The 24906-nt window shown below is 55.6% G+C and carries 18 protein-coding genes and 1 other RNA gene; 3 read left to right on the top strand and 16 right to left on the bottom strand.

The features are described from left to right. The first annotated feature begins 864 nt into the window (after positions 1–864). From ACEN8Q_RS19795 to ACEN8Q_RS19785, 3 genes are all read left to right on the top strand, one after another. The gene (locus tag ACEN8Q_RS19795) at positions 865–2172 is read left to right on the top strand and encodes a hypothetical protein (protein ID WP_413703620.1); all 1308 of its coding nucleotides are present in this window, start codon (positions 865–867) and stop codon (positions 2170–2172) included. 4 nt (positions 2173–2176) lie between these two features. Further along, the gene (locus ACEN8Q_RS19790) at positions 2177–4927 is read left to right on the top strand and encodes a TrlF family AAA-like ATPase (protein WP_413703619.1); all 2751 of its coding nucleotides are present in this window, start codon (positions 2177–2179) and stop codon (positions 4925–4927) included. 309 nt (positions 4928–5236) lie between these two features. Then, the gene (locus tag ACEN8Q_RS19785; RefSeq protein WP_413703618.1) at positions 5237–8200 is read left to right on the top strand and encodes a class I SAM-dependent DNA methyltransferase; all 2964 of its coding nucleotides are present in this window, start codon (positions 5237–5239) and stop codon (positions 8198–8200) included. 181 nt (positions 8201–8381) lie between these two features. Here the strand turns inward: ACEN8Q_RS19785 and ACEN8Q_RS19780 are convergent, their stop codons facing one another. The 16 genes from ACEN8Q_RS19780 to ACEN8Q_RS19705 all read right to left on the bottom strand — a co-directional run bounded on the left by ACEN8Q_RS19780 (position 8382) and on the right by ACEN8Q_RS19705 (position 24759). Next, on the bottom strand, positions 8382–8567 hold the full coding sequence (locus ACEN8Q_RS19780; protein WP_413703617.1) for a hypothetical protein: 186 nt from the start codon (positions 8565–8567) through the stop codon (positions 8382–8384). 65 nt (positions 8568–8632) lie between these two features. Further along, positions 8633–9475 (bottom strand): chromosome segregation protein SMC, encoded by an 843-nt coding sequence (locus tag ACEN8Q_RS19775; RefSeq protein WP_413703616.1) that lies wholly within the window; start codon positions 9473–9475, stop codon positions 8633–8635. 92 nt (positions 9476–9567) lie between these two features. Next, a complete protein-coding gene (locus ACEN8Q_RS19770) occupies positions 9568–12459 on the bottom strand; it encodes a DUF927 domain-containing protein (protein ID WP_413703615.1) in 2892 nt (963 codons plus the stop codon). Further along, positions 12456–12740 (bottom strand): DUF3077 domain-containing protein, encoded by a 285-nt coding sequence (locus tag ACEN8Q_RS19765; RefSeq protein WP_413703614.1) that lies wholly within the window; start codon positions 12738–12740, stop codon positions 12456–12458. The genes ACEN8Q_RS19770 and ACEN8Q_RS19765 overlap by 4 nt, the downstream gene beginning before the upstream one ends. Further along, the gene (locus ACEN8Q_RS19760) at positions 12737–13018 is read right to left on the bottom strand and encodes a hypothetical protein (RefSeq protein WP_413703613.1); all 282 of its coding nucleotides are present in this window, start codon (positions 13016–13018) and stop codon (positions 12737–12739) included. Before ACEN8Q_RS19760 ends, ACEN8Q_RS19765 begins: the two co-directional genes overlap by 4 nt. 526 nt (positions 13019–13544) lie before the next feature. Further along, on the bottom strand, positions 13545–13880 hold the full coding sequence (locus ACEN8Q_RS19755; protein ID WP_413703612.1) for a hypothetical protein: 336 nt from the start codon (positions 13878–13880) through the stop codon (positions 13545–13547). Continuing rightward, complete coding sequence (locus tag ACEN8Q_RS19750; RefSeq protein ID WP_413703611.1) at positions 13877–14149, bottom strand: helix-turn-helix transcriptional regulator; 273 nt, start codon at positions 14147–14149, stop codon at positions 13877–13879. Before ACEN8Q_RS19750 ends, ACEN8Q_RS19755 begins: the two co-directional genes overlap by 4 nt. Positions 14150–14334: 185 nt before the next feature. Continuing rightward, positions 14335–14616 carry a pyocin activator PrtN family protein gene (locus ACEN8Q_RS19745; protein ID WP_413703610.1) on the bottom strand — a complete coding sequence of 94 codons (282 nt, stop codon included), beginning with the start codon at positions 14614–14616 and terminating at the stop codon, positions 14335–14337. Between the two features lie 231 nt (positions 14617–14847). Next, complete coding sequence (locus tag ACEN8Q_RS19740; RefSeq protein ID WP_413703609.1) at positions 14848–16083, bottom strand: tyrosine-type recombinase/integrase; 1236 nt, start codon at positions 16081–16083, stop codon at positions 14848–14850. 167 nt (positions 16084–16250) lie between these two features. After that, positions 16251–16644, bottom strand: a transfer-messenger RNA (tmRNA) gene (gene ssrA / locus ACEN8Q_RS19735). A gap of 94 nt (positions 16645–16738) precedes the next feature. Then, on the bottom strand, positions 16739–17032 hold the full coding sequence (locus ACEN8Q_RS19730) for a hypothetical protein (RefSeq protein ID WP_413421638.1): 294 nt from the start codon (positions 17030–17032) through the stop codon (positions 16739–16741). A 128-nt stretch (positions 17033–17160) separates the two neighbouring features. After that, a complete protein-coding gene (locus ACEN8Q_RS19725) occupies positions 17161–19971 on the bottom strand; it encodes an FAD-binding and (Fe-S)-binding domain-containing protein (protein ID WP_413703608.1) in 2811 nt (936 codons plus the stop codon). Further along, positions 19968–20639: a LutC/YkgG family protein gene (locus ACEN8Q_RS19720; RefSeq protein ID WP_413703607.1), complete on the bottom strand. Its 672-nt coding sequence runs from the start codon at positions 20637–20639 to the stop codon at positions 19968–19970. The genes ACEN8Q_RS19725 and ACEN8Q_RS19720 overlap by 4 nt, the downstream gene beginning before the upstream one ends. After that, on the bottom strand, positions 20639–22093 hold the full coding sequence (locus ACEN8Q_RS19715) for a LutB/LldF family L-lactate oxidation iron-sulfur protein (RefSeq protein WP_413421632.1): 1455 nt from the start codon (positions 22091–22093) through the stop codon (positions 20639–20641). Before ACEN8Q_RS19715 ends, ACEN8Q_RS19720 begins: the two co-directional genes overlap by 1 nt. Next, positions 22090–22914, bottom strand: coding sequence for a (Fe-S)-binding protein (locus ACEN8Q_RS19710; RefSeq protein ID WP_413421630.1), 825 nt, complete (start codon positions 22912–22914; stop codon positions 22090–22092). The genes ACEN8Q_RS19715 and ACEN8Q_RS19710 overlap by 4 nt, the downstream gene beginning before the upstream one ends. 150 nt (positions 22915–23064) lie before the next feature. After that, positions 23065–24759 (bottom strand): lactate permease LctP family transporter, encoded by a 1695-nt coding sequence (locus ACEN8Q_RS19705; RefSeq protein ID WP_413703606.1) that lies wholly within the window; start codon positions 24757–24759, stop codon positions 23065–23067. Positions 24760–24906 lie beyond the last annotated feature (147 nt).

Genomic DNA, 24906 nt, shown 5'->3' with positions numbered 1-24906 from the left:
TTGTTAGCGACAGGCATCCCACCTTACTGAAATTTCAACGTTGAAATTGAAAGGATCCTGACGAAAAAGGGGCATCGTTACCGTGTTGGTAAAGATGCCCCCCTGTGTTGCTGATAACGCACGCATGGGGTTCGTCAACTTCGTCAACCTGTCAACCAACCTCAAAATTCCAGCCGCTAACACGAACGCGCGGGTTTTCGACCCCGTACTTACCGAATATCTCCAGGGTCCCAGGCGATGTCAGTGCTCCGGTCTCCTGTTCGTTGTTGGCAGAGGGCAGCTCTCAAGCGTCCTAGCATTCAGCGACCAAGCGTTCGAATTCTGCATTAGGCGATACCAAGCCACTACTGCTTTCGCTGGCGGCGCTATCGTCGATGGGGCGTGGGGGGGCGAAAAGAGGTGTTACAGGTGTTGCAGGTGTTACGAATTATTTTAACTAATTGAATTTGTTGGATTTTATTGGTGTTACACACCGTTCTTCTTTCTCGTGCGTTGGGTGTTACAAGCCTAATAGGTGTTGCGGCAGCGCTTACAAGTCTGGGTAAACCATAGGCCGCATTCGGCCATGTGCAGACGGTGAGTACCGGCAGAAAACGATGAAATATGCCACAGCAGACTGGCTGATATATTCAATGAACCTGCCCGCTCACGTTGGGCTTTCACGAGATGAGCTTAGAATCGCCTTAGGCCCTCCTTGCGATAGGCAATTTAAACACCCGAATAAGCTACTTTAGATTTGAGATGGGTATTCGACAGCAGCGCATCACTCGTCGACAATCGACGCTGTAAGCTTAAGTTAGTGGGCCGAGCTTACTCGGTCGGGTTCGATGACTTTTTAGGCTGGTTTTGATCAGGGGTTCTGAGATGACGGAAGAAGAGCATGAATATCGCTGCCCACTAAGTGCAGTGGATCGCCGACTCGGTGATGTACACCGTCATTGGCATGAGGCTGAGCGTGGATATTTCGACCCTGACACGTTTAGGGTTTCGATCCAGACTGCAATTCAGACGTTGCGCACTGTCAGTTTCATTTTGCAGAGCAATAAACGGATTTTTAGTAACTTCGACCCTTGGTATGAGACTTGGCAATTGAAGCTACGCGCAGATCCGTTAATGCGCTGGATGGTGGATGCCCGTAACAAGATCGAGAAACAGGGAGATCTGGAGGCACATAGCTTTGTTCGAGCCGAAATCGTCGCGTCATATTATGAGGAAGGTCCACGCATAGACGTACCCGCCGAGCTCTTCCAAAGCCCAGCAGAGCTGATCAATAGCATTCAAACTGAAGATTTAAGAAAACATGTTTTCAAGGATGGCATCCTGCGGATCCAACGACGCTGGGTTGAAAATAGCTTGCCAGACTACGAGCTTTTAGACGCCGTAGGGATAGCGTACGGAAAAATAGCCGAATTAGTGGCTGACGCTCACCGTGAGTTAGGCTTGGAACCACCTTCCACAATGGTCGGCGACGTTGATCACACTTCAGGAAGAGAATCGCGCGGGGGTAGACTACCTTGCATGATTGGTCACGGCGACACGCGCAGCTTCGATGTATGGCTTGCGACGGGCCAGGCAATGGAGCTGAAACAAAAAGAAATCGAAATCGACTTAGCCGAATCGGATCAAGCCGCCAAACGGTATGGGTTAGATCCGAAGGACATGTTCCCGTCAACAGCCCCTGGCCCAGAATCCAAGCTAAATGACCTATTCGTTACTGCCCGCAAAATGTTCACAGTAGATGGCAATCACATCACCATTGCATTCCTCCTTAAGGGCGTTGATATCGTAAAAATATCGACATTGGCCGTTCAAGAACACGGAGAAAAGTACCTTGTCATGAGAATGCTTGCAAATGAGGTTATCAAGTATGGAGCGGATGCTGTAATCATCATCGGTGAGGTCTGGTCTGCCCGTTTTGATCCAAGCAAACCTTATCGTCGAGCAGTGGATGCACCCGAAAAAAATGAATTACTTACGGCCACTCTTGTGAGCAAAACCGGTGAACCGGTACAACTACACGCTCAAATTATTCGAAAAAATGATATTGCAACCCTAGCAGATACGGAAACATTCCGCGATCAGGCACAAATTGCTTTTGCTCCAATCTATGCTGCTTGGGGACGCGAGATCCCTAGTGCATGGATCAATGTATTAGGGCCCCAGAAGCAGTAGTGTCGTGACGCATCCACAGCGTGGACGTAGCCACTGTTGGTTGGACGCACTTGAAATATCCAAACAAAATCATCAATACAGGGATAGAACAATGATAGGTTCATTATGGAACAAATGGGATCTTCATTTACACTCACCACTAACCAACCTGAACAACAACTATAAAAATATAAGCATTGATGATTTTGCTACAAAAATAAAAGAAGAGGACCTATCTCTCATAGGGATAACTAACTACTTTTATTTTAAAGAAAACGAACTGGAGCTAATAAGAGATGCACTTCTGCGAGCTGGCGCACAAACAGCAGTCCTGGGAAATATTGAATTAAGAATCAACCAACCAAACAAGGATGGTGAATGGATAAACATACACCTGATTTTCGCCGAGCACATCAAAACAAAAACCATCAATGACCTACTTTCAAAGTTATCCGTAACCAATACAACAGTTGACGGCAAAGCAATTTGGTGCTCAGAAGAATCATTCATCTCTAGCCGTTTGGATGCTGGGCAGATTGTGGTTGACCCGCAAACTGTCATTCAACACTTTGAAAGCAACCTAACAGTTGGGAAAGATTTCATTATCGCCATGTGTCCAAACGGTTATGGCGGATTCCAACCTAATCGAAAAGAAGGTAGATCTGTCGCAGTTGCCCTTGAGATAGATAAATTTAGTAAAATAATTTTTGGGCGACCGAAAGATCGTGATTTCTTTTTATCAACTACACGCTTCGAAAATGCTCCCGCCAAACCAGTATTTACATGCTCCGATGCACATGCAATAGACCAGGTAGGAGAAAAGTACACCTGGGTGAAAGCGAAGCCAAACTTTCAAGGTCTGCGCCAAACGATATTTGAGCCGGCTGATAGAGTTCAACAAACCGATGACTTTATAGACAGAACTTTTATAAAGCCTTATTTCAGCAAAATTTCCATTGAGGGTAAGATATTTGAAGACGGCGAGATCAGTTTCTCTGAACAGACTATCCCGTTAAACCAAAATATGGTGGCCATTATTGGCGGGCGCGGAACGGGTAAAAGCCTACTCCTTGACGCAATATTTTCTAGGCTGGACAATTGCCAAGGAACGGATAAAGTCAGAAACGTCAAAGTGGAGAAACTATCTATAACTCTAAATCAGGGAGGACTTGGGGGGAGTGAAATTGAATTCGATGATTTGTCGGAAGACTCCTATTCATATCTCCATGTGTCGCAAGGCAATATACATAGTTTCAGTAAAGACCCGGCTGCGTTAAGTGACGAAATTAAGAGAATGCTTGGCATAAGGTTCGTACCCTACGATCCAATTGCCTCGCAGGAACTTACACAGAACCTAGGCGGCTATCGGACTTTTGTGGAGTATTGGAAGGCCAAAGATCCAAGCGGTGCGCAGATCAATACTCCTCGATATCAAAATGACATTATAGAAAAAAATACGCAGCTTATAAGTACTTTAACAAATCCACAGAATCACGCATTGATTGAACGGTATCAGGCCAACTCTAGCACCATCAACGAGAAAAGAGCTTTCACTGGCCGGTCGTTAGAAATACTATCGGAAATCACGCGTTCGATCGCACAACTTAACTCACGAGTATCCGAATATAATGGGTTTCGTGACTCATTGAAAAAGGTTCCACACATTGTAGTTGATGAGATAATTCAGGGCATAAATCTCAATAACGGAGAAGCTGATGCGCACATACTGGAACTTGAAAGAGATAATAGAAGTATACGTGCTGAGTTTGCAAGCCAAGGTATAAATCAAGATATATCATCACTCCTGAATAAAATTGCGGATTACCAATTTGCGATTGATCAGGCAAAAAACAAAATAACTGAAATTGAATCTAAAACGACTGAATATCGCAACTATGTAGCAAGAAGGGGAGAGCTTGCCGGAAAATACAATTCATACGTGGAAAGTACTCGCCTAGAAATCGATAGTGCTTTTGGCCAATTGCAGCAACATAACCCTGTGTGGAATGAAGAGCAAAACAATCTTGTCCAACACATCCTTAAAGATATAAACATAATTGGCAGAACAATTTTTGATACCGCCTCATTTTATTCAGGGCTCGAACGCTGCATAAACAGAGGAAAGTTTAGAAGCTCTGGAGACCAGACATCTCTGGAAAAATTAATTTCTACATTCTGTGTAAACAACAAAGAAGATTTTTTTCGACTCCTCTCTGGTCAGAAAATTATAAATATAGAGGGCACGCTTACTTCAGCTGAAGAGTTTTTCTGGAAAGACGAATTTTTCAATCAGGGCGGAAGATATGAATTAATAAACTACCTGTTCTCGCCTAATAGCATTAAAGAATATCTATATGTCAATGCTGACTTTACATATAAGGGCAAGCCCGTCAGCAAGCTTTCTGTTGGTCAGAGGGGAACCTTCTATGTATGTCTTAAACTCGCCACCGACCCATTTGGCAGCCCCTTCATATTTGACCAGCCAGAGGACGATCTCGATAACGAGTTTATTGTTAATCAATTAGTTCCATTATTTAATACGATCAAAAAATATCGCCAAGTAATTATAGTTACTCACAATGCTAACTTAGTAGTAAACTCGGATGCAGAACAAGTAATTGTAGCTGATAACGATGGAGACTTAATTTCCTATTCAGCCGGCGCTTTGGAGGATGGAGACGTAAGGACCGGTTTAGGCGTTCGATCAAAAATATGCTCTATTCTTGAGGGCGGTCATATAGCATTTGAAAAAAGAGAGCAGAAATACGGAATTTGAATATGACATAGGCGAAAGCAACTGCTTTCGCCTTAAATTAGGCAATGCAAATTGCAACGAGCAACAGACGAGCAATTGCCGTTCGTCGACACCCGCTTTGGGTCGATTGCTACCCTTCGCGACATACAGAATTCGGTCAAAAGGAGACCTTCGAAGGAGTCTAGAAAATTAGGGGCATTTAGTAGCGGCCAACTAATCCTAGACAGCCTACTGACTGAACCGGCTCGACGCACCAGTGCCCAGAAAGAGCCCCTTACCCATATAGCCACTTTGCTATCATCGCCAGCAAAGCACAGAGGGGCACGATCAATGACACCAGAGAAGTTCATAGCCACTTGGAAGAACAACAGCCTCACAGAGCGAGGCGGCGCACAGCCCCATTTTGATGATTTGTGCGAACTGCTCGGCGTAGATAAGCCGCGCGACCTCGACAACTACTGCTTCGAGCGCGGCGCCAAGAAGTCCGGAGGTGGGGATGGCTGGGCTGATGTGTGGAAGCGCGGCCACTTCGCGTGGGAGAACAAGAAACCAGGCCGCGACCTCGACAAGGCGCTCAAGCAACTCACGGACTACTCCCTGCAACTCGAAAGCCCGCCACTCTTGGTGGTGTGTGACCGTGAGCGCATCATCATCCACACAGCCTTCACCGGCTACCCGGACGAGCCGCGCGAAATCCGCATAGAAGATCTGGTGGATGACGGCAAGCGGCAAATTCTCAAATGGGTGTTCACCGACCCGCTGAAGCTGCGGCCCGAAAAGTCCACCGCCGCCGTCACCGAAGAAGCCGCTCAGCGCTATGCCGAGCTGGCCGAAACCATGCGTCAACGCGGGCAAGACAGCAATCAAGTGGCGCACTTTTTGGTCCAGTGCTTGTTCTGCATGTTCGCCGAAGACGAAGGACTGTTGCCTGATAAGATTTTTACCAACCTGCTCGCCGCCGCCAAGAGCGACGTGGCGAAAGCCGCCAACCGCATCGGGAAGCTATTCAAGGCCATGCAGGAGCAAAGAGGTGAGTACGGCAACGACGACATCCAATGGTTCAACGGCGGCCTATTCAAGCAGATTGCCGTTCCTACGCTGACCGTCAGCGACCTCGAAACGCTACGCGCCGCCTCCGCCGACATGGACTGGCGCGCAATTGACCCCACCATCTTCGGCACGCTGTTCGAGCGGGGCTTAGGTAGCAAACGCGCCGCCCTTGGCGCGCACTACACCGACACTGGCACGATAGCGAAGCTGGTTGAGCCGCTGGTGAGCGGTCCGTTGCTGCTTGAGTGGCAGGCCGCGCGCGAAAAGATCGCCAAGGTGGCGCCGAAGTTTGGCATGGTGAAAACGCGGGGCAACAAGTTCCGCGCCAACGACGCATTGCAACAGGGCCAAGCACTTTATCAAGGCTTTCTGCTGCGCCTCGCCGACTTTCGCGTGCTTGACCCTGCATGCGGCAGCGGCAACTTTCTATATCTGGCGCTCAAGGCGCTGCGCGACGTGGAAAAACGCGCGCAAATCGAGGCGCAGGAACTGGGGCTGCAAGCCGAGGTGAGTTTGCAAACCGGCCCGCACAACATTTTGGGTCTGGAAATAAACGAATTCGCGGCGGAACTGGCACGGGTCACGGTGTGGATTGGCGACATTCAATGGTGTCGGCAGAACGGATGGCCGCACAGCCTGAACCCGATTCTTAAGCCGCTGGACGGCATCGAGAACCGCGATGCCTTGATCAACACCGATGGCAGCCAAGCCCAATGGCCGAAGGCTGATGTGATAGTTGGCAACCCACCGTTCATCGGCAACAAGAGGATGCGCGGTGAGCTGGGAAAAGCTTATGTAGACAAGGTGCGCTTGGCATATCGAGACAACAACTTGGATGGTGTAGACCTCGTTTGCTTTTGGTTCGAGAAAGCGCGGTTGCAGATGGAACAGGGTACTCTGCAATCAGCCGGCTTGGTTTCGACCAACTCCATACGTGATGGCGCGAACCGTAAGGTGCTCACTCGCATCTTGGAAAAGTCGCGCATTTTTCTCGCATGGAGCGACGAAAAATGGTGGGACAACGGCGCTGCTGTGGGGGTTTCCATGACGGGCTTCGGACAAAGTCTCATGAAGCCGCAGCTGGATGGTGCTGAAGTCGCGGTCATTCATGCAGACCTCACCGCAGGCAGTGATGTTACGAAAGCAACTAAGTTGCGCGAAAACATAAACAGATCATTTCAGGGTGTGACGCCATCGGCTTCAGTAAAAAAAACGCTGCGGGAGAAGCTTGGGCTGCCTGAAGCCAGCTTCAACTTGAAAGGAGACGAAGCCAGAAAAATACTGCAAGAGCCAGCCACGATAAAGGGCGAGCCCATGGCCGCTGTTGTTCGTCCCTATCTGGGTGCGGATGACATCACGTCGCGCCCGCTTGACAGGTTCACAATCAATTTTATGGGCCGCGACAAGGAGAAGGAGGCAGCCAGTTTCGACAAACCGTTTGCGGCCATCTCGAATGTGCGCTTGCATCGGCTGCACACGAACCGCTTCAACGACTTTCAGAAGTATCCGTGGTGGCAGTTCGGTTGGCCTCGACCAGAAATGTTCGCGGCGCTGAAAGGACTTCCGCGCTACATCTCGATTCCGCGCCACGCCAAGCACTTCCTTTGCGCGTGGACGCACCCTGCCGTCACCCCGGGTGACGCGCTTGTCGTTGTCGCTCGTGATGACGACACCACCATTGGAATCCTTCAATCCCGCATTCATGAGGTTTGGGCACTGCGTTCAGGTTCCTCGCTGGAGGACCGACCCCGCTACACCCCTACAACCTGCTTTGAGACCTTTCCATTTCCCGAGGGCTTGACGCCCAACATTCCTGCAGCGGAATACGCAGCCGACCAAAACGCGAAGGCGATCGCAATGGCAGCGCAAGACCTATTCAAGCTGCGCGATCATTACCTCAGCCCGCCCGAGTGGACCGATTGGATCATCACTCCCGAAGAGCAAGCAGCCGGGTTCCCCAAGCGCCCAGTTGCCAAGCCTGGCCATGAAACCGATCTGAAAAAGCGCACCCTAACCAACCTCTACAACGAGCGCCCAGCGTGGTTGGCCTTGGCGCACGAAACCTTGGACAAAGCTGTGGCCGCTGCAAACGGCTGGAGTGACTACACCCCCGCAATGGAAGACGGTGAAATTCTTCGCAGGCTACTGGAATTGAATTTTGCGCGAGGTGCAGCAAAGGCGGTTGTTGGCAAGGTCTCGCGTAATCGCGCAAATCAAACAGTGCTGGAAGGGCGAGATAGTTGAGATTTGCAGCCCTGGATCAGGTTGGTAGAGCCATTTAGAGGTGTGTGGAGGGGTAGGTAGACGCGATTGATCGACTGCTGATACACCAATACGTGCCGGTACTGACCGGCAGGTATTGGCCGGAAGCTGCCTGCCGAATTTGAATGCAACGGAAGCTTTCGCGAGCTTCCGCTTATCCTCATCACCGTTTTTTCAACTTATGCTCGATTAGCCCCATTTCTGCCTTGATCGCAGTGATGGTGAGCCTCTGCATCGCTGTGCTTTTTCCGACGTTGGTATCCACGATCTTGAGTAGGGCGGTCAGGTAAGCTTTTCTCGCTTTAAGCGTTTCGGATATGGATGAGCTGTTTTGTGTCGCTGCGGTCATGGCTTCGATCCTTGGAGTGATTTAAACAGCCCGCGAAAGCAGGCTGTTTCAGGGTAAATCGACAGTTACATCGTGAGCAGGTCCTGCAGGCGATGCTGGCTCCCACGGTCTGCCAGGTCACCCCATTTCCAACTCCCAAAGTTTTCACCTTGTTGAGGTATGTCGAGCTTAAACAGCGATATCGGATCCCGGTTGATCATGCGGGAAGCCGCGTAGAGCTTGCCGCCTACGTCGAGTAGCGCCTGGGCCGCTTCATTCCACTGTTGTTCCAAAACGTCATGTGCGAGGTGTAAGGCGTTTTTCTCTATCCTCTGGTGCTCTTCCTGAGCCTCGGTGATGTGTCGGTCAACGGTGACCAGCTCCTGCTCCAGGGCGGTAATGATCAATTGCTGACGGCGGTGCTGTTCGGTGGCCGTCGTAAGGTTTTTCGCCGCTTTCTGCGCGTCGCTGCTAGCCGCTTTTTCGCCTTCTACGTCGCCCCATGCCACAGCCTGTGCGTATGCGGTGGCCGCGAGGGTCTCCGCTTGTCGCGCGCTGGCTATTTCCTCCTGCGCTTGCTGACGAACTTCCTCCAGGCGAGTGCTGAGGCTTTGTCGTTTTGTATTGAGTTCGATCTCATCCGCCGCCCAGTTCGCCATGTCGGAGATGTAGTCCGCCATGAGAGTGTCGCGATTGGCAAGGTTTTCACGGCGGTGAATCTTCGGGTTCAGTCGGTAGAGTTCCATTTCAAGTGAATCAATCTTTCTTTTTCGCTCATTGTACTGGTCGCGCAATTCGCGTTCCCGGCCCTGCTCGATCGTTTCGGGGCTCTCCAGTGCCGCTTCATAGGGAAGTAGTGCGGCTTGGAGACTTTCCATTTCACTGGTCAGCTGGTCGCGGCGATCTTTCATTGCTTGGATTTCGTTCATTTGTCTTGTCTCTGTGTGATTCGATAGTGGGATGGTTGATCGGCTGGCGAGGCCGGAGATGAGCCGGCGCTACCTCGAACACTTGGTTGGCGTTAGGCCGCCTGAGCCTCGCCCTCATCTGTTCCCGGAATCGTCTTCACCACATAACAACGCTGGGTGCCCATCCCTGGTAAGCGGACGGAGCAGGAGGCTTTGCCGTTGGGACCCGGCTCCAGGACGCCACGGCGAATCAGTTCCTTGTTTACGGCATTAAGGTTCATGCCCTTGAACACTTCAGAGCGCCATGCCTCGGGCAATACGTAGTAGGTGTTGGTGGTGTGCAACGCGTCGCCCAAGCCGTGCTCCAGCGTTTTGCGAAAGCCCAGGCGGTCGATGGTGCGCGGACCGTGTTCATCGATCTTCGCGGCCGCCGACTCCCAGCGAGTGAAGCGGCTTTCACCGAAGCGCTCGATGACTTGGCGTAGCCGTGCCAGGATCGCGTCACCTTCAAGATTTCCGGCACCGCCGCGCTCATTCATCCAGGCACTGAGGCACACCCGGGCGGCAGTGGTGGCCGTGCCATCGGGCCAGCCCGTTATGCCCATGGCGGTGGCCAGCTCTCCGGCTGCGGCAGCCAAGCCAAAGCGAGCGGCCGCGCGTTGCGCCTGACCGCTGGCCGAGGCCGGTAGCGCTTTCGCGATAAAGCCCTCCAAGGTGTGGCGCAGGATCACCGACCAGCCATGCCGCTTGCCGGGCTCACAGAGCGCCGACAGGAAGGCGGTGAGCGGTGTGCCGTAGTACTTGGCCACCCGTGCCTTGAGAGCATCGGAGAGGGCGGCGGCATCATCAAAGCCGTTCAGTACGTCGAACATGCCCAGGCCCTTGCTGGCATCCGCAGGCACCGCGAGCATGCGCACTTCCATGCCGGCTTTCAGCTCCTTGTTCGCCTCGGCCATGTGCTGCGCTAAGGTCTTCTCACCGGTCGAGAGAAACAGCAGGCGCCACTCCTGCACCTGTCGGCCTGCTTGTCCTCGATCATTGGCGCGAGCCTTACCGGTGCCGTTGCCGAGCATGTACACCGTTTCGCCAATGATGCGCGGGTCGCACATGCCGATTTCATCCAGCACCAGGAGCCCGTCCGAGTGCGCGGCGGCGATGGACTCCAGGGCGTTATCCGTCGAGCGCCAGGAGCGCACCAGGCGCGGCCCGCCGTAAATTGAGGCGGCCACTTGCAAGTGGGTGGTCTTGCCGCCTGAGCTGTCACCGTAGAGGTGAAAGCCGCCCGATTCATGGCCAAGCAGGTGCAACAACGGACCGGCAAACGCCACGCTGGCCACAAACGCCAAACGGTGATTTCCGATGCACAAGGCGCCGATTTGTTCTTGCCACTGCTCCAGGGTACCGGCTTCGCTGATCGGTGGTAGCTGCGCACCGGCCTCATAGAAGTGCAGGTGTTCAGTGTGCGAGCCGACCTGTTGTTCGGGCAGCAGGAAGGCGCTGTCGTGCCAGCCCAAACGGGTAACCAGTCGCGCGCGCTGGGCGCTGTCAAAGCCACCGAGATAACTCTGCAGGTCATTGCGCGCGTTGCGACCGGAACGACTGCCGGCCAGTCGCAATCCCATGTCCACCAATGGGCCGAGCACGTCCTTGCCGAAGTCACCGGTCATGGTTCGCGCCGGGATGTTCCAGCGCTTTTTTGCACCGTCGGGATCGTCGAACTCGACCAGCAAACCCCAGTTATGCCCCTGTGCATCACGGGTGCGAGCCAGGATCTCCAGTGGGGAACACACCGGGCGTGCCTCGCCATCGTCACCGGAATAAAACACGCCTTCAGGTGTGAGGCGGAAGCCGCCGGGCAGCAGATCGTTTTTGGGTTTCGCGGCACGCTTGATCGTCGGTTTGGCTTTGGTTTCGGGTGGTTCGGCCGGTGCTTTCTCCGGCTCAACACCAAACAATTCACCGCTGCGTTCCAGCTCGCCGAAATGCGCCGCCGTCCAACCTTTGGCCTGGGCATCGGCCGCGTCGTCGCCGTCATCCCATTGACCACCCTTGGTAAAGGTCGGTTGCCCGTTCTTGAAGGTGGGCTTGCGTTTGAAGACGTCCAGGGCGATCACGCGCACCGATGCGGCGCCGATCTGTTGTAGTTGTTCGGCAATGGCATCCATGCAGCTTTTGCCACTGGTGTCGTTGTCTGGCCACAACACCACGGACCGACCTTTGAGCGGTGTCAGGTCAGCTTTGTGCCAGGAGTTCGAACCGTTCGGCCAGCACGTGACCACGTACTTGAGCAGTAGCTCTGCCGCGGCGTCAGCGGCCTTTTCGCCTTCGCACAGCATGACCGGAGCCTCGATGCGTTGCGCCAGTTCGTCCAGATGTAGCAGAGGACGCGGCTCTGGCAGACCCTGCCAACGCCATTGCTGCGTTTGACTGTCGGCCCGCTGGCACCAGGTCAAGGGAGCAAACACCTTGCGCGGTTTACCGTCTTCATCCGGGTCCAAGTCGAAGCGATAGAGCGCCATGACTGGTTGGCCTTGAGCATCGCGATAGATCCAGACTTTGGACGGCGTACCGTGTTGCCGGTGTTTGGTCGGGCACTTGCTCATGGCCTCAGCCGGGATCGGCTGAATGGCCAGCCATTCCGGTGTTTTGCTTTTGTTGGGTTCCGGCTTCGCTTGCACGGCCCCGGCGGAAACGCTCAGCAGGTCCGCCAGTTTGTTGCAGGCCTCAACGTCGCTGCCGCCATCCAGATAGCGCACCAGATCGATCAGGTCGCCGCCTTTGTCGTCAGTGGCAAAATCCGCCCAAGTGCCTTTGCTCAAGTTGACCTTGAGCGAGCCGGCGCGCTTATCGCTGCGGGTCGGGTTCGGAGCGGTGTATTCCTTGCCACCGTCCACGCGTTTGCCGTTGGGCAGCCAGTGAGTAAGTACACGATCAATGTTCTGTAACGCAACGGCTTTGACTTGGGCGAAGGTAGGCCGACGGGCATGGGATGTAGGTGCATTCATACGCCACCGCCTAGGGCCAACTGCAACCCACTGGTAACGTCATCGATGATCGCCTTCGCCATTTCGCTCAAATAGTGCGAAGCCCACACCATTGCGCCGTTGTCATTCTCCATGCCGCTCAGACAGGTGAGCTTGTTCACGCAGTCCATGAGTAGAGACGCTTGTTCGAGTGCCTCTTCGCAGGAAATGCCGGCATTGATACGGAATAGTGGCTGGTTCTGAGCGTTGCATTTGGCAAAGGTGGCACCGCCAACGGTATTGATCAAAATGGAAGGGCTCATTGGGCGCCTCCAATCATGGCTCGCCGGGTGGAGTTGTCAGCGTGCAAGGCGAGGGTTCGGATCAGTCCCAAGGTCCCTCGAACGTCCCACAGTGCGGCGGCAATGACATGGTTAGCCAGATGTGGCCCATCGCACTCGAACTGATCTTCAAGAAGCAGGAGCACAGAGCTGGCTCGATCTACTGCACAGGTAATGGCATCAATCGGAATACCTGCCTCGGTATCTGTACTGACACACAGCAAATCCTCGGGCAGTGCGAAATTCAGAGCGCTGATCATTGAGCACCGCCTGCGCTTTCGAGCGCGCGCGCTTTGACCATGTGAGCGTTGTAACGGGTGAGACGTGTAGCGAGACTGGAGTTGGCGTGTAAAGCGGCGAGAGCCATTGCACGGTGTGCAGCGGCGCGAATTTTGGACGGATTGAGGGCGTGCATTGGGTGTTGCTCCTTGAGTTGAGGAGCCGTCACCGCTTGCGGCCAAGCAAGGAATGGTGACGACTGTACGCGGGTTGGCCGACCGGGACTCAAGGCACCCGGCACACCCGAAGGTGTCCCACGCACAGCCGCCATAAAACGAAACAGCTGGCACAAAAAAAGCGCCTGCAGTCGTATTGGGGGCGCTTGTGCGCCTTGAGTTGTTCGACCGGCCAAGGTCGGTCGCTGAATTTGCAGCGACGGCCAGAGCATAGCGTCTCGATTTGCGAAGAGCAACAAGCGTCCCTTGCGCGATTGCGCAATGCGTCATAAATTGAACAGGCATACGAATCTACCTCTAACGCCTCTGGTTGCAGCCAGGGGCGTTTTCGTTAGTGCTGAGCGGTGGCAGGGCGAGTCAGCGATAACCAGCTCAGGTGCTGGCCATTGCGGGATTCGGAGCGCATGTGGTCCAACGCGGCCGGGTTTGCCAGCAGATTGGGGATGAGTTGTTGTGCGTCCAGGACCACCACGTCAGGCGGCACTTCAACTGCCAGCAGCACCCAATCCAGAGACGGCCAGGCCAAGAGCAGAACATGGGCACCCTCGGCCATAGCCCGATCACGCAAAGCGCGCAGATGATCTCGGCCCAAGGCGAGGGTAGGCGGGGTGTCTTCAAGAATGATAATGGCGTCGAGGGTGGTGTGCGGTAGGAAGATGGGAGTCATGCCGCCACCTTGTCGCGAGCGGCAATGCGTGCGCGAGTCCACTCCAAAACCTCAGACAAAACCCAGGCGACGGGAGCACCACGGGCGGTGCTGTCGGTGAGTTTTACGGCTTGTGGAAAGCCGCTTTCGGGCTGGCCCATCAGCTTGTAAACAGTGGCGCGTGCGATGCCCGTTATGGACGTTACATGGTTAATACGGATGAGCGTGGTAGCAGGATCGAAGCGCCCAAGCTCGATCGCATTGGCTTTGATCGTTGAAGGAGTTGTCATAGTTGTTTCCCTGTATTGGTATGGACAGGGGTAACTATTTATGCGGATTTATAGGCAAAAGAAACAGGCAAAATTTTAGGCTCTCGGGTTTATCCCCAATAGGACCGAACACGACCACAATGAGACAACAATGCGACAAAGCATCCCGACGAACGGTAGTGCATTGTCTGCGAGGTCGCTGTCTTTCACGTTGGTGGCCTGGAGTCACCGCCTTTTGCAAGCCATTCAGCTAGATCATGAAGGTAGACCACCCGCTGGGTTCTTCCGCCCCAATCGCTTTTGACGACTCGCAACGTAATGCGTCCCCGGCCTATTTTTCGAAGTAACTGGGGCATGCCCAGGTGTCCAAGATACTGGCGCCGAACCACTTCAAGGGGAATGCAGACGCTTCCGTATTGACGCTGTAGCACATCAAGAAACCAATCGGCAGTCACTTCAGTCACATCGCCCCCCTCGCCCCAAGGCATTGACTTGGAACCCGCGCCGTATATGGCTTTGAGGTATACGCGGTAGAGCGGCCGACAGCAGGGGAAGGGCGTTTTGGCTGTTACACCGATTGGCCTTGTTACACGCGGTGTACGCCAAGCTCGCATATGGTGTAACGAAGAAAATATTCAATGCTTTCAATGGTTTGATTGCGCCTGTTACACGAGTTACACCTGTTACACCGATTTTTGAAGGGGTACGGAAACACACGATTAAATAGCCTTGCCGAAATGCCCTTGAACAACGCTCCCTTTTTCAAGATCATCCAGATAATCGGCATACCACTGCATCATGGCGATGCGCGGCTTTATATAAATTGCCTTGTTGTACACGCCAGCAACTCCATCCTTGACGTGTGATAGCTGCGCTTCGATATGGTTTTCCTCGAAGCCATGTTCATTCAGGATAGTGCTAGCGATGTGTCGGAAACCGTGTCCAGTTTGTCGCCCCTCGTAACCTAGGCGTCGCAGCGCCATCAGGAACACAGTATTCGAGCGTGGCTTTGTTGTATCACTGCGGCCTGGAAACAATAGCTGATAGTGGCCGGTAAGATTTTGAAGGTCACGTAATAGTGCTACCGCTTGGTGGGGCAATGGAACGAGATGTTCGCGGCGTCGCTTCATGCGCTCTGAGGGTATGGTCCATAGGGCTTTCTTTAAGTCGAACTCTGACCATCTTGCTTCGCGCAATTCAGAGGGGCGGCACGCAAGCATTGAAAGAAGATGAAGACCAATACGGATGTCGGTAGCGCTCGGGTACGCTCGGATTGCCCTAAGAAGCGGTGGCAATTCCTCTTGGGATACATGGGCGTAATTTTCTACAGGTTTGGTCTGCAAAAACTTGTGCAGACCTTCCAGTGGATTGTGCGTTGCTCTTCCAGTGACCCGTGCAAGATCGTAGATCTCTCGACACATGCCTCGAACACGGCTGGTCTGTTCGATGATTCCTTTTCGCTCCATCGAGCGCAGAAACTCCATCCATTCCATGGGAAGAATTTCTTGATAGATACGGTTACCGAAGACGGGGAAAACGTGTAGCTCCAGCGCGCCGATGGTCCTTACCGCTGTGCCATCGGTCCAGCTTTTACGTTTGGAGGCGTACCACTCACGAGCTAGTCGTTCGAAGGTATTGCTGGCAGCTTCCAGTTCTGCCGCTTTTCTGGCTCGCTTGGTTGCTAATGGATTGCTTCCTTGAGCGGAGTCAGCTCGAAGCTCTGCGGCTTTTTGACGTGCAAGGGATCCACCCACTTCCGGGTAGCTTCCAAGACCTAGCCATGACCATTTCCCATCGGGCTTTTTGTACCGAAGCTGCCAAGACTTGTTTCCGTCTGGACGGACCCGCAGGTAAAGGCTGTTGCCGTCATGCTCGCGATACTCTTTGGTATCTGGCTCTAGTGTCGCCAGGACGGTATCGGCCAAGGGGCGACGCTTGATTTCACTACGCTTCATTTCCTTGTACCCCTCAGTTTCAATTTTCCTCCGTGGTACAAGGGAGGATACATGGAGCCTTGAGATAGGGGTAGACAGAGGCAGATAGCCAGAAACAAGAAGGCCCGCACGGGGCGGGCTTCTTGGGGTGTTTCGTAGACTGTCTGAGACAGGTCTAGACTACTATTTGGTGGAGCCGGGGGGATTTGAACCCCCGTCCGCCAGTACTCCGCTGTCGGTACTACATGCGTAGCCGTGTCTATTAAGTTAACCCTCAGCGACCCGACGGGCAGGGTGCTTTGGGCGAGTTGTGTAAGTTTTAGCCGCTTCGTCCACAACGTACTGCACGGCGATTCTGTTCTATATGACAATCACTTTGGGTTTACAGACATCCCCTGATGATTGCTGGACCCGAAGGTACCAGGAGGGAAGGGCTAAGGCTGCTTACGCAGCGAGAGCGTATTCCCCGTAGGTTTCGTCATTGGCAACTATAGGAAGTTGCAACAGTGGATTTACGAGTTCTGTTACCAACTCGGCATGCACCTAAAGTTTCGCAACCGGCGTCGAATCCTAAACGGCCCCGAGCCTGGTGCTCTTTGAATCAAGTGAGCAACAGGCATGCACAGTGTACGTCAATGCGACCCGGAAGGCCAACCCGAAGGTTGGCCTTGAAGCCTTACGAGCTTTTACCGTCTTTACTGGCTTTCTGGATTTCCTGAATCGTCTGGGTGGTTTCAGCGATGCATTTCTCCGTCCCTTCCTTGGTTTTTTGTGCCTGATAAGCCTTGGCTTGCTGAACGCTGGCTTCTACCCGGGCCTGGATTTCCTGCGCCTGGACCTGGGCCTTGGCATTGTTGATGGTTTGCAGATTGGTTTCGCAGAGATCTTCTGTGCCACCGGCGGCAAACGAGGTAGACGCTATCAGTGAGGCAGTAACGAACAGACCTGACAGTAGTACAGAACGTTTCATGTGTATCTCCTTGAACTGAGGTCCAGGCATCGCTGGCCATCAGAACGGGCTGCCGAGTTTGGGGGAGGTCCCACATGTGCAGGACTTGATCGGTGGACTACAGCAGCGCATCAGGGTTCTATTTTTCTTCAGTTGGCCCTCGCCCGGGTGACCCGATCCACGAGATAGACCAGCCCGTGGTAATCGATTCCGCCGTGTTGCGTCAGGCCGATCTCGCAGGTACGACTGGTGGAAATCCCCTCGCTGCACTGCTGCACCGCGTCCTTGAGCGTGCGCAGCGAATGGGCGTTCAGCTGCGGCGTGGTGAAGCCCTTGTCGCCAGCGAAGCCGCAGCAGTGAATACCTTCGGGAATGACCACGTTTTTGCTGCACTTGCGCGCCAGGTCGATCAGCGCCTGGCTTTCCCCCAAGTGTTGGGTGCTGCAGGTCACGTGCACGGCGATCGGTGCCTCCTGAGGCGTGAACTCCAGGCGATCCATCAGGTGCGTGCGGATGAAGCGCACCGGGTCGTACAGGTCCAGGCGGGCTTCGCCCAGGTCCTGAACCAGGCGCAAGGTGCATGGGCTGGTGTCGCAGTAGATCGGGTCGAGCCCGCCGCGGCTGGCGTGCAGCAAGGCGCCAATCAGTTCCTGGCGTTTGTGTTCGGCTTGCTCGGCGTAACCTTTGGACGCGAACGGCTGACCGCAGCACAGGCTGTCCAGGTTGTCTGGGAAAACCACCTGATAACCGGCCTTTTCCAGCAGGCCGCGGGTCTTGTCGTGCAGCGACATTTGTTCCTTGTCGCCAGCTGCCGGCCCCATGGCCCGAGATACGCACGCGGCCAGGTACACCACCCGCGGGCGCTCATCGCTGATCGCCGGGCTGAAGCGAATCGGCCGTTCAGGCTGGGGCATGGCGTTGGTCCACTGCGGGATTTGCCCTTTGGACAGTTTGCTCACGGTTGCGGAAAGCTTTGCCAGTCGCGGCGCTCCCAGCAACAGGCGCGCACTATTGGCGACGTGCAGGGTGAAACGCGCCCCTTGCAGTGCCGTGGCGAAATGTCCTTCAAGCCAGTTGGCGGTTTTCGTATGCGTTGCCTTTCGGCTGCGCAGCTTTTTCACCAGTTCGCCGGTATTGATGCCGACCGGGCAGCGTTGCGCGCACAGGCCGGTGGCGGCACAGGTGTCGATGCCCTGGTATTCGTACGCGGCTTCGAGTTCGGCAGTATCGATGCCGGCGCGTTTTTTCGCCTGAATGTCGCGCCAGATCACAATGCGTTGGCGCGGGCTCAAGGTCAGGCCTTTCGACGGACAGACCGGTTCGCAGAAGCCGCATTCGATGCACTTGTCCACAATCTCGTCGGCGGCCGGCAATGGCTTGAGGTGCTTGAGGTGGATCTGCGGGTCTTCGCTGAGCACCACGTCCGGGTTGAGAATGCCGTTGGGGTCGAGCAGACGCTTGAGTTGCCACATCAACTGGTAGGCATCGCTGCCCCATTCCAGCTCGACGAATGGCGCCATGTTGCGTCCGGTGCCGTGTTCGGCTTTCAGTGAGCCACCGAACTCCACTGCCACCAGTTGCGCCACGTCGTCCATGAACGCCTGATAGCGTGCGACTTCTTGCGCGTTGTTGAAGCCTTGGGTAAAGACGAAGTGCAGATTGCCTTCCAGTGCGTGTCCGAAAAGGATCGCTTCGTCGTAGTGATGTTTGTCGAACAGCTCGATCAGGCGGTTGACGCCGATGGCCAATTGCTCGACCGGGAAGGTGACGTCTTCGATGATCACCGTGGTGCCGGTCTTGCGCACGGCGCCGACGGCAGGGAAGGTGTCTTTGCGGATGGCCCAGAGGCGGGCGTTTTCCTGTGGGTCTTCAGTGAAATCGACCTGCTTTTCCACCGGGAACGCCTGCAGCGACGCCATGATCTGCGCCAGTTGTTCGTGCAGCAAGGTGGTCGACGCGGCGCGGGATTCGATCAGCAAGGCGCAGGCATTGTTCGACAGATGCTGTACGAAAGGCGGCATGCCGGGCTTGTCCTGCACTGAACGCAGGCTGCGGCGGTCCAGCAATTCCACGGCCGATACCGGTTGGCTTTTCAATACGGTGACGGCGTTGCAGCAGGTCTCGACATCGGGGAACACAATCAGGGCCGAGGCCTTGTTCGGGTGGTCGATCACTGTGTCGTAGGTCACCGCACTGATGAATCCGAGCGTACCCTCGGAGCCCACCAGCAAGTGGCTCAAGATATCCACAGGCTCGTCGAAATCCACCAGGGCATTGAGCGAGAGGCCGGTGGTATTTTTCAGACGGTATTTGTGGCGGATTCTCGCAGCCAGCTCGGCGTTGGCGCGGGTCTCGCGTCCCAGCGTCGCCAAGCGCTCCAGCAGGGCGGCGTGGCTTTGGCGAAACGCCGCGACGCTGGCGACATCTTCAGTGTCGAGACGACTGCCATCGGCCAGCACCAGACGAATACCGGCCAGGGTGTGATAGGTGTTTTGCGCCGTGCCGCAACACATGCCGCTGGCATTGTTGGCGACGATGCCACCGATTTTGCAGGCATTGATCGAGGCCGGGTCAGGGCCGATCTTGCGTCCGAACGGCGCCAGCCAAGCGTTCGCCTGGGCACCGATCACACCGGGTTGCAGGCGGATTTGCGCGCCTTGGCCGCGGATCTCGCGACTGTTCCAGTTATCCCCCAGCACGATCAGCACCGAATCGCTGATCGCCTGACCGGACAAACTGGTACCGGCGGCGCGGAAGGTCACCGGCACCCGGTCGCGTTGTGCCAGTTGCAGCAGCGCCACCACTTCGTCTTCGGACTCGACGCGGATCACCAACTGCGGAATCAAACGATAGAAACTGGCATCGGTGCCGAAGGCCAGGGTCGACAGTGGGTCGTCGAAACGTCGCTCTTGAGGAATCAGTTGCTGTACATCACGCAGGAACGCGGCCGGTAGACTCATTGGTCCTCCAGGATCAACACCACCAGGTCTTTCGGCCCGTGGGCGCCGTACGCCAGCACTTGCTCGATGTCGGCCGTTTTCGACGGGCCGGACACCAGCAACGCATTGGTCGGCATGCCTTGTGCCCATTCGAACTCCTGCTGCACCTGATAGAAGTTGTCGCGGATTTCGCTGGCCTTGAGCAGAGCGAAATGCACCGGTGGCACGAGGCTCATCAAACGCGGTTCTTCCCGGGTCGGCCAGAGAATCAGGCTGCCGGTTGCCGCGATGGCGCCGAGGGTGCCGGTCAGACTTGCCGGAGTGTCGTTGAACAGCTCTGCCTTCCATTCCTCAATCGGGCGGTCGTAGGCCTTGAGCATTGGCAGGCCGGGATTTTTCATCCAGTGCTGTGTGATCCGTTGACCGTGGGGTGTGGTCGGTGCGATCAGCAGACTCGGCAACCGACGGTCCCGCAGCAATTGCGCGAGTAGCGTCGGCCACTTTTCGCCGGACGTCAGATGGATTTCCGTGTGCACCGCTTCCATCAGTTTGTGCAGTTGCGCAATGCGTTGCTCAGGCGCGTAGGTGTAAGGCTGGGTCACCAGATCGACATCAAAGTTGTCGGCCACCGGCGTGGTGCCCGTCAGACTTTTACGCAGTTTGGCGAGGATATTTTGCTTGGCGCTCATCAGCGGTCTCCCTGTTTGGCCAAGTGCTCGCGGGCCATGTCATGCAGTGAGCGGGCGGCGGGTTTTGGTGCGCTGTGGTTTTGCGTCCACGGGCCGACATTGCTCGGCGTGAGGGCGCGCAAACGGGTGGCGAAAAAACCGAACAGGCGATACAGCGTTGGCGAGCTGTTGAGCTTCGCCCAGGCGTTCCAGATGAACCGCTCCTTGCGCGAATACTTGCTGCCCTGACCGCGCATCACTTGATTGGGGCTGTCCGGGGCCTTGACGTTTTCTTCCCGCAGGCGCCGCAGCAGCGAAGGGATCGGGATTTTTACCGGGCAGACTTCTCCGCAGGCACCGCACAGCGAAGAAGCGCTCGGGTGATCCGGGACTTTCGCCAGGCCGACCATGTGCGGGGTGATGATTTTTCCGATAGGGCCGGGGTAAACCTCCCCATAGGCATGGCCGCCGATTCGGGTATACACCGGGCAATGATTCATACAGGCGCCACAGCGGATGCAGTTCAGGGTCTGGCGTAATTCGCTGTCGGCAAAGGCCTGGCTGCGACCATTGTCGAGCAGCACGAGGTGCACTTCCTGCGGGCCGTCGAGCTCATGCGCTTTGCGTGGGCCGGAGATCATGTTGACGTAAGTGGTGATCGGGATGCCCAGGGCCGAACGGGTCAGCAGCGACAGCAGCGGCACCACATCGCGCAGGTTTTCCACGACTTTTTCGATACCGGTGACGGCGATGTGCACCGGCGGCACGGTGGTGGTCATGCGGCCGTTGCCTTCGTTTTCCACCAGCAGCAGGGTGCCGGTTTCGGCCACGGCGAAGTTGACACCGGAGACGCCGATGTCCGCTTCGAAGAATTTCTGCCGCAAGACCTTGCGACCGATCTGAATGAGTTGGTCAACGTCCTTGGTGTATTCCACCCCAAGTTTGTCGTGGAACAAGGACGCGACCTGACCGGCATTCTTGTGGATTGCCGGCATGATTATGTGTGAAGGCTTCTCGTGGTCGAGCTGGACGATGTATTCCCCCATGTCGGACTCCAGGCATTCAATGCCTTGAGCCTCGAGGAAATGGTTCATCTCCATCTCTTCGCTGACCATCGATTTGCCCTTGATCACTTGCCGCCCCTCGTGAGCGCGGATGATCGAGAGGACGATGCCATTGGCTTCGTCCACCGTTTCCGCCCAGTGCACTGTCACACCGTTGCGGGTCAGGTTCTGTTCAAGTTGCTCGAGCAACTCGGGCAACTTGGATAACGCGCGGGCACGGACTGCATTGCCCAGCGCGCGTAAATGTTCTCTTTCATGGGCATCGCTGAAAGCCGCTGCCCGTTTGCTCATCAGTGAATCCATCGCCTTGCGAAAGTTGTTTCGCAATTGCGTGTCACCCAACGCCTGGTGGGCGCGGGTGCGGAAATCTTCTTCTACGGCGACCGTAGGAATAATCGTGGAAGTGCTCATCGGGCACCTCCGGTACGCTGCCAGAGGAAACTGGCCAGGTGCTGGCCGCGCAACGTTTCCTGCTGCTTTTCCAGCGAGCCGTTGATGTTCATCAAACAACCGCAGTCGGCACTCAACACCTTGTGCGCGCCGGACTCCTTCAACGCCCGGGTCTTGTCAGTCACCATCGCGCCGGAAATGTCTGGCATACGGACGCTGAATGTCCCGCCAAAGCCACAGCACTCACTTTCGTGATCGTGATTGACCCGCTCCACATTGCTCAACTGCGACAACAATTCGCGGCCATGCAGGTGGGTGTTCATTTCACGGCGTGCCGAGCACGAGGTGTGCAGCGCCACTTTTACCGGTTCGCCTTTGTCTCTGAGCTGCACCTTGCAGACAAACAACAGGAACTCGGCGAGTTCGTAGGTTCTGGCAGCCAGCGCCTGGACCTGTTTCAACGTCTGCGGCTCGTCCTTGAACAAGTCGGCGTAATGCTCGCGGAGCATGCCCGCGCAGGAGCCCGACGGCACCACCACCGGATAGTCGCCAGCGAACAGCGCCAATTGCGAGCGCGCCACGGTCCGTGCCTGTTCGGTGTAACCCGAGGTGTAGGCCGGTTGGCCGCAGCAGCTTTGCCCTTGCGGGTACTCGACACGAATGCCTTCGCGTTCCAGCAGGTGGATCGCATCCATCCCGGCTTCGGGGTAGAACAGATCGACCACGCAGGTCCCGAACAGGTAAACCCGTGACGGTTTCTCGCTGGGGTATTGCCGAGGCTCGGGCAGTGGCGGGGCGACACGGGTCGCATTCGGCACAGCGTTGTAAAAAAGCTCGCTCATCAGGCGTGTCTCCGGGTGGGCCCGGTTATCCGTCCGCTGAGGCTGCTGAATATAGAGAGAGTTGCTTTCAGCAGCCTTACAGACCGGGTTGTGAATTGCTGACGCCGGAATCACGGACCGGCGTCGGTTATTTCCATGTCGCTTGTCGTCTTAGTGCACCAGCATGCCGGTGAACCAGTAGGCCTGGGCCAGGGTGATCAAACCGACAATCGTTGCAAAGAATAGGCTGTGCTTGAGGGTGAAGCGGAACAGATCCGATTCTTTGCCCACCAGACCGGTCGCGGCGCAGGCCACGGCGATCGACTGTGGCGAGATCATCTTGCCGGTTACGCCGCCGCTGGTGTTCGCCGCCACCAACAAGGTGTCGTTAACGCCGATCTGGTGCGCGGTGGTCGCTTGCAGCGAACTGAACAGGGCGTTGGACGACGTATCGGAACCGGTGAGGAACACGCCCAGCCAGCCGAGGAACGGCGAGAAGAACGGGAACGCCGCGCCCGTCGCCGCCAGTACCAGGGCCATGGTCGAGGACATGCCCGAGTAGTTGGTCACGAAGGCAAACGCCAGCACCATGCCGATGGACAGGATCGGCCAGCGCAGTTCGTAGAAGGTCTCTTTCAAAGTGGTCAGACCAGTTTTGAAGTTGACCTTCAGTACCAGCATCGAGATCAGCGCCGAGAAGAAAATCGCCGTGCCGGTGGCGGAAATCGGGTCCAGTTTGAACACCGCCGGAATGGCTGTTGGCGTCGCTACGATCGGCGCGGTCTTGATGACCAGTTGATCCAGATGTGGAATGGCAACGTTGAACACGAAGCTGTACATCGAACCGCCGGCGGCAAACATGGCCTTGAACGGCTTCAGGGTCCAGATGGTGACCAGTACGGTGAGAATCAGGAACGGCGACCAGGCCTTGAAAATTTCCCCGAGGCTGTAGGGCGATGCCACGGTGGTGCGCTTCTGGCCGAAACCACCGACGCTGGCGCTTACTACTGAGGCCGATACGGCCCCCACGATGTGTTGGCCGGCGGCGCGTTTCGGTTGCCAGACTTTCAGGAACAGGGTCAGGGAAATCAGGCTGGCCAGGGCCGAGGTGATGTCCGGCAGTTCCGGGCCGATGAAGTTCGAGGTGAAGTACTGGGTCACGGCAAAGCTCAAGCCGGCCACCAGGGCTGCCGGCCAGGTTTCCCGCACGCCGCGCAGGCCATCCATCATGAACACCAACCAGAACGGCACGAACATCGACAGCAGCGGCAGTTGGCGACCGGTCATGGCGCCGATCTTGAAGGCGTCGATGCCGGTCACTTGCCCGGCGACAATGATCGGAATGCCCAGGGCGCCGAAGGCAACCGGTGCGGTGTTGGCGATCAGGCACAAGCCGGCGGCGTACAACGGGTTGAAACCCAGCCCTACCAGCAGGGCCGCGGTAATCGCCACCGGTGCACCAAAACCGGCCGCGCCTTCGAGGAAGGCGCCGAAGCAGAAGCCGATCAGCAATACCTGCAGGCGCTGGTCATCGGTGATCGACAGTACCGAACTGCGGATGACTTCGAACTGGCCACTCTTGACCGTCAGTTTGTAGAGGAACACCGCTGCCACAATGATCCAGGCAATCGGCCACAGGCCATAGGCGAAGCCATATCCGGCGGCGGCGAACGCCATGTCGACCGGCATCTGGAAGGCGAAGATCGCCACCAGTATCGATAAGGCCAGGGTGATGCTGCCGGCGACATGCCCTTTGAGGCGGAACACGGCCAAGGCCAGGAAGAAAAATACGACGGGGATGACGGCTGCGAGTGCGGACAGGCCGAGGCTGCCGAGCGGGGTATAGAGCTGTTGCCAGGTTTGCATATGGGGTGGCCCCTAATTGTTGTTGGTCAGGCACTGATCAGCGTTCTTGGATAATTGGTAAGACCAATTTACAATCGCTGTTGGCTAGGGTAAAAGCCTTGTAGGCGGTGTGTCAATTTGCCGCCCTAAAACTTTTGTCGTAGGCAA

Source organism: Pseudomonas sp. Pseusp16 (assembly GCF_047324915.1).
GTDB classification, from domain to species: Bacteria; Pseudomonadota; Gammaproteobacteria; order Pseudomonadales; family Pseudomonadaceae; genus Aquipseudomonas; species Aquipseudomonas fluorescens_CD.
This window is presented reverse-complemented; position numbering and strand designations above follow the sequence as displayed.